The organism is Microcoleus sp. C2D2 (assembly GCF_036702495.1).
In the GTDB taxonomy this organism is placed as follows: Bacteria; Cyanobacteriota; Cyanobacteriia; order Cyanobacteriales; family Microcoleaceae; genus Microcoleus.
The window spans coordinates 56436-65594 of sequence record NZ_JAUBTO010000031.1; the positions used below are offsets into that span (position 1 = coordinate 56436).

The 9159-nt window shown below is 47.3% G+C and carries 8 protein-coding genes and 1 pseudogene; 3 read left to right on the forward strand and 6 right to left on the reverse strand.

From position 1 onward, the window contains the following. The first annotated feature begins 202 nt into the window (after positions 1–202). Entirely contained in the window at positions 203–1297 is a 1095-nt protein-coding gene (aroB, locus tag QUB61_RS12930) for a 3-dehydroquinate synthase (protein ID WP_333126107.1), read from the forward strand. A 96-nt stretch (positions 1298–1393) separates the two neighbouring features. Here the strand turns inward: aroB and QUB61_RS12935 are convergent, their stop codons facing one another. Then, positions 1394–2164 (reverse strand): tetratricopeptide repeat protein, encoded by a 771-nt coding sequence (locus QUB61_RS12935; protein WP_333126105.1) that lies wholly within the window; start codon positions 2162–2164, stop codon positions 1394–1396. 192 nt (positions 2165–2356) lie between these two features. Between QUB61_RS12935 and QUB61_RS12940 the strand changes: the two genes are divergently transcribed. Continuing rightward, positions 2357–3199, forward strand: coding sequence for a stomatin-like protein (locus QUB61_RS12940; RefSeq protein WP_333126104.1), 843 nt, complete (start codon positions 2357–2359; stop codon positions 3197–3199). On the opposite strand, the gene folP is transcribed toward QUB61_RS12940, so the two are convergent. From folP to QUB61_RS12955, 3 genes are all read right to left on the reverse strand, one after another. Beyond that, positions 3190–4053: a dihydropteroate synthase gene (gene folP, locus QUB61_RS12945; RefSeq protein ID WP_333126102.1), complete on the reverse strand. Its 864-nt coding sequence runs from the start codon at positions 4051–4053 to the stop codon at positions 3190–3192. The genes QUB61_RS12940 and folP overlap by 10 nt on opposite strands. Before the next feature lie 369 nt (positions 4054–4422). Then, positions 4423–5151, reverse strand: coding sequence for a triose-phosphate isomerase (tpiA, locus tag QUB61_RS12950; RefSeq protein WP_445300209.1), 729 nt, complete (start codon positions 5149–5151; stop codon positions 4423–4425). A 68-nt stretch (positions 5152–5219) separates the two neighbouring features. After that, positions 5220–5405 carry a PCP reductase family protein gene (locus QUB61_RS12955; RefSeq protein WP_006633749.1) on the reverse strand — a complete coding sequence of 62 codons (186 nt, stop codon included), beginning with the start codon at positions 5403–5405 and terminating at the stop codon, positions 5220–5222. Positions 5406–5982: 577 nt separating this feature from the next. Between QUB61_RS12955 and QUB61_RS12960 the strand changes: the two genes are divergently transcribed. Continuing rightward, positions 5983–7146, forward strand: coding sequence for a glycosyltransferase (locus QUB61_RS12960; RefSeq protein ID WP_333126097.1), 1164 nt, complete (start codon positions 5983–5985; stop codon positions 7144–7146). A 335-nt stretch (positions 7147–7481) separates the two neighbouring features. Here the strand turns inward: QUB61_RS12960 and psbC are convergent, their stop codons facing one another. Both psbC and QUB61_RS12970 read right to left on the reverse strand, forming a co-directional pair. Next, positions 7482–8861: a photosystem II reaction center protein CP43 gene (psbC, locus tag QUB61_RS12965; protein WP_333126094.1), complete on the reverse strand. Its 1380-nt coding sequence runs from the start codon at positions 8859–8861 to the stop codon at positions 7482–7484. A gap of 157 nt (positions 8862–9018) precedes the next feature. Further along, positions 9019–9159: pseudogene (locus QUB61_RS12970) on the reverse strand (photosystem II D2 protein (photosystem q(a) protein)); the annotation flags it as partial.

Genomic DNA, 9159 nt, shown 5'->3' on the forward strand with positions numbered 1-9159 from the left:
TCCACTACGCATTACTACTTCCTATCCTGTCAAGTGGGGACACCCCAGATTTATATTGTCTTGTGATAGCGGTTTTTCAGCCTGTGCTATCTCTAGTATGCCATACTAGAGCGACACTATATCGACATTAATCCGTCGAAGTGACGGGGTTTTCAACCCAATTTTCTGATAATCTAAAATCTAATATCTAAAATAGATAAATATGCAATCGATAATTAAAGTTGACTTGGGGCCACAATCTTACAATGTTTGCGTGCGATCGGGCGGTTTAGACGAACTCGGCAGTCAGATGGGCGATCTAAGTTTGGGCAAAAAAGTGCTGCTGGTGTCGAATCAGTCGATTTTTCGGCAGTACGGCGAAAGAGCAACAGCAGCCCTCGAATCGGCCGGTCTAGAAGTCAGTAGCTGCATTTTACCACCGGGAGAACAGTACAAAACTTTAAATTCGGTGCAAAAAATTTACGGTGCGGCTTTGGCAAACCGCTTAGAACGTTCCTCGACAATGGTGGCTTTGGGCGGCGGGGTGGTTGGCGATATGACGGGTTTTGCTGCGGCGACTTGGCTGCGGGGAATTAATGTCGTGCAGGTTCCGACTTCGCTGCTGGCGATGGTTGATGCTGCTATTGGCGGCAAAACGGGGGTAAATCATCCTTTGGGGAAGAATTTAATCGGGGCTTTTCACCAGCCGCGCTTGGTTTTGATTGACCCGGATGTACTCAAAACTCTGCCGGCGAGGGAGTTTCGCTCGGCGATGGCGGAAGTTATCAAGTACGGGGTGATTTGGGATGCTGAACTTTTTGGGAAGTTGGAGAAGTGCAAGCGTTTGGATCAAATGCGCTATGTGAAGGCGGATTTGTTGGCAGAAATTTTGAGCAGGTCTTGCCAAGCTAAGGCTGAGGTGGTAAGCAAAGACGAGAAGGAATCGGGTTTGCGGGCGATTTTGAATTACGGACACACCATCGGTCATGCTGTGGAAAGTTTGACCCATTACAAGGCCATCAATCACGGGGAAGGAGTGGCCATCGGCATGGCTGCGTCAAGCCGGTTGGCTGTGGAGTTGGGAATGTGGGATCGAGAGTGCGACCGCCGCCAGTCGGCTTTGATTGAAAAAGCGGGTTTACCTGCCAAATTGCCTGCGGGTGTGGATGTTGAGGAAATTTTGCATACTTTGCAACTCGATAAGAAGGTGCAGGATGGCAAGGTGCGGTTTGTGCTGCCGGTGCGCTTGGGTGAGGCTGCTGTGAGCGATCGGGTGGATGGGGATTTGATTATACAAGTTTTGAAGGAAATGCTTTAAATTCTCGTTTTTGGGGGTGTTTAACCCCCGGTGAACGCTGCCGCGCGCCGATCGCCAATCATGTTTTTTCTTTCAATGTTCGATCGGCGGTTGAGTTTAGGAGTCGCTCGAGGGCGAATTCATTTCCTCCAAAATTCGATCGATTCTGTTAGCGGCTTGAGTTCTGCCTTGCTTGATAAATAACTCCTTAGCTTTTTTGAGGCTGGCTACTGCCTCCGCTTGGTTTTCCTTGTCTCCTTGCTGGTACAAACCGACTCCTAAATTGTTTAAAGCATCGGGATATTGGCTGTTAATTTTAACGGCTTGTCTCCACTGAACAATTGCCTCGGGCAACTGCCCCTGACTTGCCATCGCCACGCCTAAATCGTTGTGAGCTTTGGCGTGTTGCGGGTTGACTTCAATTGCTTTTTGGAATAGACCGATCGCGTCGCTCATTTTACCTTGCCCCGACAGCATAGTTCCCAACTTGTAATAAGCATCCGCTTGTTTGGGATAGCGAGCGATTAGTTGCCGGTACAAAGCTTCGGCATTGACAGCATTTCCTTGACCGTAAAGGTCGTTGGCAGTTCTCAAACCCACCGTGTAGCCTTTACCTACAACTTCGCACTTTTTCTCTGAGTTGCCTTGCTGCTTGCAAATCCTGAGTTCGTCTCCCTTCATCTCGTAGGATAGAACTTCCCGAACTGCCGGCACTCGGCGCGGTGGCTGCAAGTTCTGCGACTGCAAGTTTTGCGAGAGTTGCAGGGCGATTGGCTCAGCCCCGGCCGGTTGGGCCGCTGCCACATTCCAGATTCCTGCACCCACCAAAATGCTTGGGGCGATCCACCTCAAAGGTTTTAACAAGCGAAACTCTCGATCGTTTTTCATGTCTTTTGTGGAAATGTGTTGTTGATATCCTGGGTTTGACTAGCGCCGTAAGAGTCGGAGCAGATGGGGGCCTACCCGATGAAATAGTTAGTTATTAACAGTCGAGATATTTTAGCACTGTGTGGCCGATTTTGAGTTAAATTAGAGTAGAATTCCGATCGATTCTCAGTCAACCTTAGCAGGAAAGTAGAAATGGGGCAGTCTCTTCTCACCATGATCGTTGCGCTCATCCTCGGCTACACTGTTAACTCAAGCTTCAAAATAGTCAGCGGCGGCGACGAAGCTTTAGTCGAACGTTTGGGTCAATACAAGCGCACCTTAAAGCCCGGATTCCACTTTATCAGCCCCTTGGTCGAAAAAGTCGTCTGCGTGGACACAAGCCGTGAAAGAGTTTTAGATACTAAACCTCAGTCAGCAATCACGGGAGATAATGTGGCTCTACAAGTGGATGCCATTGTGTATTGGCGGGTTGTGAATTTACAGAAAGCTTATTATGGAATCGATCAAATTGAAGATGCGATCGCCAACTTAGTTTTAACAACGTTTCGCGCTGAAATTGCTCGATTGCCAATGCAAGACGTCTTGGCTTCCCGAGATGACATGAATAAAAAGTTACTCAAGAGGTTAGACGAAGCTACTGAAAGTTGGGGCGTCAAAGTAATTAGGGTGGAAATTCAAAGCATTACACCTCCGAAAAGGGTGCAAGAAGCGATGGAATTGGAGCGCGCCACTAAGAGCGAGTGGCAAGCAATGGTCAATAAAGCGATCGGCACTAAGGAGTACATGAGGCTCTTAGTTGAAGCTTTAGACAACCATCCGAATAGCAAGCAAGTTTTGAATTACTTAGTAACCGAAAAATACTTAGAGGCTCAACAAAAATTGGGCGAAAGCGACAACGCCAAAATTCTGTTTATGGATCCCAAGAATATGTCAGAATCTCTCAACAATTTGATGGAGTCTATCCCTGATATCCCTTCGGAAGCTGCTGGCGGCGGGGAAATGAGAGTTATCGATACTCCAACTTCTCAAGATTGATTTCTGAAGATAGCGTCGGCTACCAGACAAACATCGTGCATTTCTCTGACATCGTGAACTCGCAAGATATCTGCCGAATTTGCGATCGCACCTGTACAAGCCGCCGCTGTCCCCCAAATTCTTTGTTTCGCCAATGGCTGATTCAAAATGTGACCGATGAAGCTTTTGCGCGATACTCCTACTAAAATTGGACAGTCCAAACCACGGAATTTGGCTAACTGCTGCAGAATTTCCAAGTTTTGACTGTAATTCTTAGCAAAGCCAATACCAGGGTCGAGAATTATGTGAGATTTGTCAATTCCCGCAGCAACTGCCACCGCAATTCTACTCTCTAAAAATTCCCTAATTTCCCCAATTAAATCCTGATAATCTGTCAGTTTTTGCATCGTCTGGGGAGTTCCCCGAATGTGCATCAAAATTATTGGCACTTTTAAATGAGCAACGGTTGACAGCATTTCCGAGTCAAAAGTTGCTCCCGAAATATCATTGATAATATCAGCTCCCGCCTCAACCGCAGATGAGGCCACCTGCGCTCTGGTAGTATCGACCGAAATAGGAACTGAGCCAAAACTCTCGGCTTTTTGCCGCAGTATCTGTACCACAGGTATAACGCGATCGATCTCCTCTGAAGAGGATATTTCCGCTGCACCGGGCCGAGTAGATTGACCGCCAATATCAATAATATCAACTCCAGATTTTACCATATTTTCCGCTTGCGCTAAAGCAGATTCTATGGTATAATAATCTCCGCCGTCGCTGAAACTGTCAGGGGTGACATTCAAAACGCCCATTAAATAAGTGCGTTTTCCCCACTCGAAAGATTTATTTCTAATGGTTAATTTGCGATCGGTCATGAGTTATTCTAAATCGCTCTACTTAAAAATATAACAGATAACTTTTAGGGGCTGGTTTAGCAAAAAGTCTCTGCCTCTGAATAAATAATTTTTGTACAAAACCCCCCTTTCGAGGGATCTGATATCATGTCCGATCGATTGACCATAATATCCCGGCCGGGCGGGTTTTTGAGATTGGAGATTGTTGGCAGATATTGGCAGGTTTACCCGCCCCTACCTGAGGTCGGGTAATCGACCGGACATGATATGAGAGGGGCAGATTTCGTACACATTAGATCGCCCAACTATCCCAGTCAGGGCGGGTGAGATCGCAAATTTAAGCAACTGCCGACAAATTTTTGGCGCGATCGCCAGTCCCTACTTAAATTTTCACAACTTGTAATTGACAATTCGAGCAAAACTCGCAGATTCCAAACTCGCACCGCCTACCAGAACCCCGTCAATCTCAGGCATGACCATAACTTCATCAATATTCTCCGGTTTAACAGAGCCGCCGTACTGAATTGGCACGTCAGGATTAGTCAATTTACTGCGAATCAAACCAATAACTCGGTTAGCTTCCTTCGTTTCGCAAGTATCGCCAGTCCCTATCGCCCAAATAGGCTCGTAAGCAATTACCAACTTCTGCTGGTCAACACCAACCAAATCTTTTCCCAACTGAGAAAAAATGTGAGATTCAGTTTCCCCTGCATCTCGCTGCTGCTTGGTTTCCCCGACGCACAGAATCGGAATTAAATCGTATTTCTGAGCAGCTTTCAGCCGCAAATTCACCGTTTCGTCAGTTTCCCCAAAATATTGGCGCCGCTCGCTGTGGCCTACGATGACATAGCGCACACCCAGTTCACTCAGCATTGGCCCGGAAATTTCCCCAGTAAAAGCTCCCGACTCTTGCCAGTGAACGTTCTGAGCACCGAGTCTGATCCGGCCCCCGTGCAAATTTTTCGAGAGGACAGCCAAGGAAGTGAAGGGAACGCAAAGCACGACTTCCCGTTCCTCTGGGGTTTCCGTCAGGCAGGACATGAATCCTTGAAGAAACTCTAGGGATTCTGCCCTAGTTTTGTACATTTTCCAGTTGCCAGCTATAACTATTTTGCGCACTATTTCTTTAAGTCCTTGTCCTTACAACGCAATTTATAGTCTAAAGCTTTAGCGTACCTTTCGATCCTTCATTGCCCAAACTCGATGCGAGCTTGCTCAACTAAGTCAACGGTGACGACTTCGGTTTCGGCTTCACGGGCCAACTGCTCGATGCGGACGCGAGCTTGTCCCCGGACAAAATAGGGAATATTTTTCAGCTTGGCCTTGGCTTCAGGCGTCCATTTGAGATCGTCGGAAAATTCGGAATCGGGCATGGCGTATTGGTCGATCGACTGCGATCATCTGTTGTCGCTTTTTGGATAAAAGTGTTTAATTACCCAAATTTATCATATTGGGTAAGTTTGCAGTAGCGATCTGAGCGTTGGTTAATAATTGCGATCGGCTGTCAAATTGCTACAGTATCTTTATTCTCTGCAACTTCAGTAAAATTGGTATTAGGGAACCCAGGAATGAAAAACTACGCAACTTTACTAAAAATTTACAGAAAAATATGTGTGTTTATAAGTATTTTCTCTTGTTAATCTCGGAGTTAACCTGTTGATTATAAATAATAAATGTAAATTTTACGGCTCTTCCGTACCTGTTATGCTAAATTGCCTCAGAGGATACCTAAAATCGTTGCGTAGCAACGATTTTAGGTATTAGCTCGAGTTAACTTAGGATGTTGAGGCATAAAATCGCGGTATAGCTGGCTTTGGAGTCATTTTGACTAACCGTTTGGCATAGTAAGTCCGGAAGAGCCCTTTTACTTAAGACTTGTGTAAATTTGTGTAAGTATTTTGCGTAAGTATAAGGTAAATCCAGGGTGACGTGAAATTCGCGGATACCTCAGTGCAATTACCCGATCGGCAATTTCACTCAAGTATAAACTTATCACTCGATCTACGCGCTCGCCAAGAACACCGAAATCAAATCATCACCCACTATCTCATGCAAAAAGTAGTTGTTGTCGGAGACTTCAGCGACTCCATTCGAGTTGCCCAATTTGAACCATTTCTCTACCACCAGAAACAGTTACGCAGCCAACTGGCATTGAATGTGGTGTCTGTCAATGCCAAAACCTTTGCAGATATGGGTGAAGCCTGTATCCGCAGCGATGCAGACATTCTATTTCTCGTTCCCGCTTGGAACGAACAACCGGATGAAGCCGAACGAGTCTTAGAAAAAGTTCGCCAACACCATCCCTCTCGTCAACTGATCTTTATCGATCCATTTGCCCAAGCCAGTTCCAGGTTTTTTAACGTGCTGCCTTACGTCGATCGATTTTTGAAGCGACAGCGCTATCGGGATGTGCAAGACTACAAGAACTCCTACATCGGCGGTTCGATGATGACAGATTTTCTGGCAACCGAAGGCGGGTTGAACTTCGAGGGGTGGCACGTCGGTTCTAAAGTACCTGCGGGATCTGAAAATCGGATTGCGACAGGTTGGAGTTTGGGAACGGCAAAACGCATGAAAAAAGCCTTATACAATCCCCTCTTTTCCATCTTTCCCCCTGCCAAAACCATCGATATCTTCTGCCGTTTGGCATTGGGAGACGAACATCAAAAAGAATGGTATTTCGAGTATCGAATGGGTGCAGTCAAAGCGGTTCAAAGCCTAGAATCTGACTATCGCCTTGCCGTCAGTGGCAAGTTTAACCATCGACTAGTACCTCGCCGCCAGTATTTCCGCGAAATCAAACAAAGTCGCATCGTTTTTAGTCCGTTTGGCTGGGGTGAAACCTGCTGGCGCGACTACGAAGCCGTATGCTACAACAGCTTGCTGGTGAAGCCGTCGGTGGAACATCTCAATGTTGAGCCGAATATTTTTGTGGCCGGAGAAACCTACGTGCCGGTGCGATGGGATTGGGCTGATTTAGCAGAAACGTGCAGCTACTATCTAGCCCATCCAGAAGCAGCCGATCGAATTATCCGCAATGCCCGTCGCGCCTATCAAGATTATTTTACCAATAACAGCTTCGTCCAAACGATCGCCTCGGCACTTTCTCCCTAGCTTTGTTAAGGTGTTGAAGAAGACTCTCAAACCCTTAAAATTTCCTAGCGGGCGAGTGTTAAATCTTCTTCTTTTAACAGGGCAGAGGCAATCAACCTATTCCAATTTCATTCTTGAAGCTTTATGCTAAGCTGTTCATTATTTAAATCTCAGAGGCTATTTAAGCCAGTAAAAGGTTTCAGCCTCTGAAATACGCAGTTTAAATGCTAAACAGCTTATGCAGCTTCATATTAAATTGGTATTAGGGCAGTCGCCTTCTTTAATTAAAAAAGCTCCTGCCGTTAAGCAGGAGCCTTTTTCAATCAGACAATCAAATCAGGAATAAACTCGATCGATTAGTCTAAGTTTGGCATAGAAAGTACCGCTTCATTTTCGCGATCGATACCCTTCTCAAAGCCAGCGACAGCCGCGCGAGCGCGACCAGCGTGCCACAAGTGGCCGACCAAGAAGAAGAAACCCATCACAAAGTGGAAACAGGACAGCCAAGAACGAGGAGAAGTGAAGTTAAACGAGTTAACTTCAGTCGCCACACCGCCCACAGAGTTCAAAGAACCCAAAGGAGCGTGAGTCATGTACTCAGCCGCGCGGCGAGCTTGCCAAGGCTGAATGTCATTCTTGATTTTGTTCAAGTCCAAACCATTAGTACCGCGCAAGGGTTCCAACCAAGGGCCTTGGAAATCCCAGAAACGCATCGTTTCACCGCCGAAAATGATTTCGCCAGTAGGAGAGCGCATCAGGTATTTACCCAGACCGGTGGGGCCTTGTGCAGAACCGACGTTAGCACCCAAGCGTTGGTCGCGGATCAGGAAGGTCAAAGCTTGCGCTTGAGAAGCTTCCGGGCCCGTCGGGCCGTAGAATTCGCTGGGGTAAGCAGTGTTGTTGAACCAGACAAAGCAGCAAGCGATGAATCCCATCAGGGACAAAGCGCCCAAGCTGTAAGACAGGTAAGCTTCGCCAGACCAGATTAAGGCGCGGCGAGCCCAGCCGAAAGGCTTGGTCAAAATGTGCCAAACACCGCCAGCGATACAAATCAGGCCGAGCCAGATGTGACCGCCGATGATGTCTTCCATGTTGTTGACGCTGCAAATCCAGCCTTCGCCACCAAAAGGAGAGCGAGTCAAGTAGCCAAAAATCACAGCCGGGTTGAGAGTGGGGTTCGTGATAATACGCACGTCGCCGCCGCCCGGAGCCCAAGTGTCGTAGACACCGCCGAAGAACATGGCTTTAGCTACCAGCAGCAAAGCGCCACATCCCAACAGAATCAGGTGGTAGCCGATGATGTTGGTCATCTGGTTCTTATCTTTCCAGTCGTAGCCGAAGAACGAAGAGTATTCTTCGAGAACTTCCGGGCCGCGAACGGCGTGATAAATGCCGCCCAAACCGAGAACAGCAGATGAAATCAAGTGAAGAACGCCGACTACGAAGAACGGGAAGATATCCGTAACTTCACCGCCGGGGCCGACGCCCCAACCCAAAGTAGCGACGTGGGGCATCAAAATTAAGCCCTGTTCGTACATGGGCTTTTCTGGGATAAAGTGAGCGACTTCAAACAAAGTCATTGCACCGGCCCAGAACACGATCAAGCCAGCGTGAGCGACGTGTGCGCCCAGCAGTTTGCCGGAGAGATTGATTAAACGAGCGTTGCCAGACCACCAAGCGAACCCGGAGGATTCTTGGTCGCGACCGCTTGCGTAGGAATTAGAGAGCGTTACCACCCGGTAGAACCTCCAACGATTTTAGATTTTGGATTTTGGGTTTTTTTGTTTCCCTAGTAGGACGCGGGATCGCCGCGCCTGCCCCGGGGAATAGGGATTTGAATTTCAGATTAATTTAAAACAATTAAATTAATCTGAAATCCAAATCCAGATTTTTTTAAAGTGCATTACCGCGAGGCAGAACTTCTTCAGGGAAGATGAAGTTTTCGTGGGGTTGGTCCGTAGGAGCCATCCAAGCACGAATGCCTTCGTTAAGCAGAATGTTCTTAGTGTAGAACGTTTCAAACTCAGGATCTTC